The following is a 1,745-nucleotide window of genomic DNA, read 5'->3' on the forward strand; positions in this document are numbered from 1 at the left end:
CAACGCCGCGCCTGCGTAGCCGCCGCTGGTTCGACGATCCCTCCGACCCCGGCATGACCGCGCTGTATCTCGAGCGCTACATGAACTACGGCATCACGCGCGAAGAGTTGCAGTCGGGCAAGCCGATCATCGGCATCGCGCAGACGGGTTCGGATCTCGCGCCGTGTAACCGCCATCATCTCGAGCTTGCGAGCCGCGTACGCGACGGCATCCGCGACGCAGGCGGCATTCCGCTCGAGTTTCCCGTGCATCCGATCCAGGAAACCGGCAAGCGCCCCACCGCCGCACTTGATCGCAACCTCGCTTATCTCGGTCTCGTGGAAATCCTGCATGGTTATCCGATCGATGGCGTGGTCCTCACCACCGGTTGCGACAAGACCACGCCCGCCTGCCTGATGGCCGCCGCCACGGTCAACATTCCGGCCATCGTGCTCTCGGGCGGACCGATGCTCGACGGCTGGTATCACGGCAAGCTTGCCGGCTCGGGAACCGTCATCTGGGACGCGCGCAAACGCTTGTCCGCCGGCGAGATCGACTACCCAGGTTTCATGGACATGGTGGCCTCTTCCGCCCCCTCGGTCGGACATTGCAACACCATGGGCACCGCGCTCTCCATGAACTCGCTGGCCGAAGCACTCGGCATGTCGCTGCCCGGTTGTGCGGCGATCCCCGGGCCGCATCGCGCACGGGGGTGGATGGCGTACGCCACCGGCAAGCGCATCGTCGGCATGGTCGCAGAAAATCTGCGTCCTTCGGACATCATGACCAAGGGCGCATTTGAAAACGCCGTGGTCGCGGCAGCGGCGCTGGGTGCTTCATCGAATTGTCCGATTCACATGATTGCGATTGCGCGTCACATGGGTGTCGATCACACCCTCGAAGACTGGCAGCGTCTTGGTCCCGAGGTCCCGTTGCTGGTGGACTGCCAACCTGCGGGACGTTTCCTTAGCGAAGCGTTTCATCGCGCGGGCGGCGTGCCGGCCGTGATGAAGGAACTGCTGGATGCAGGCAGGCTCAACGGCGCCGTGCGCACGGTGACGGGGCGCACGCTGGCCGAGGATCTTGCCGCTGTGCCTACGCCCGATCGCGAGGTGATCCGCGCGTATGCGAACCCGTTGAAGGAGTCGGCCGGATACGTCGTGCTCTCAGGCAACCTCTTCGACAGCGCCGTCATGAAGGTCAGCGTGATCGACGACGCGTTCCGCAAGCGCTTCCTCGCCGACCCGAATCATCCCGATGTGTTCGAAGGCAAGGTGGTCGTGTTCGAAGGCCCGGAGGACTACCACGCGCGCATTGAAGACCCGGAGACCGGTGTCGACGAACGTTCGATCCTCGTGATCCGCAATTGCGGTCCGGTAGGCTTTCCGGGCGGCGCGGAAGTGGTCAACATGCAGCCGCCGGCGGCGCTGCTCAAGCGCGGTATCGACACCTTGCCAACGCTCGGTGACGGCCGTCAGAGCGGCACGTCGGCGAGCCCGTCCATTCTCAACGTGTCGCCGGAAGCGGCCGTTGGCGGCGGGCTTGCGTTGCTTATATCGGGCGACAAGATCCGTATCGACCTGAAGACCCGCAAGGTCGACCTGATGATCCCCGAGGCTGAACTTGCTCAACGCCGCGCGGCATGGAAGCCGCCCGTGCTGAAGAACATGACGCCATGGGAAGAGATCTACCGCAGCATGGTCGGACAGCACGGCAGCGGCGCGTGCCTCGAACCGGCCACGCTGTACCTGAACATCGTCGAGACG

1 protein-coding gene is annotated in these 1,745 nt (G+C 64.5%); it reads left to right on the plus strand.

The window, feature by feature from the left end; translation table 11 throughout:
- Window positions 1–11 precede the first annotated feature (11 nt).
- Window positions 12–1,745 (plus strand): IlvD/Edd family dehydratase (locus tag AWB69_RS45050; RefSeq protein ID WP_231937466.1); only part of this gene is annotated, 1,734 nt, incomplete at its 3' end.

The organism is Caballeronia udeis (assembly GCF_001544555.2).
Taxonomy (GTDB): domain Bacteria; phylum Pseudomonadota; class Gammaproteobacteria; order Burkholderiales; family Burkholderiaceae; genus Caballeronia; species Caballeronia udeis.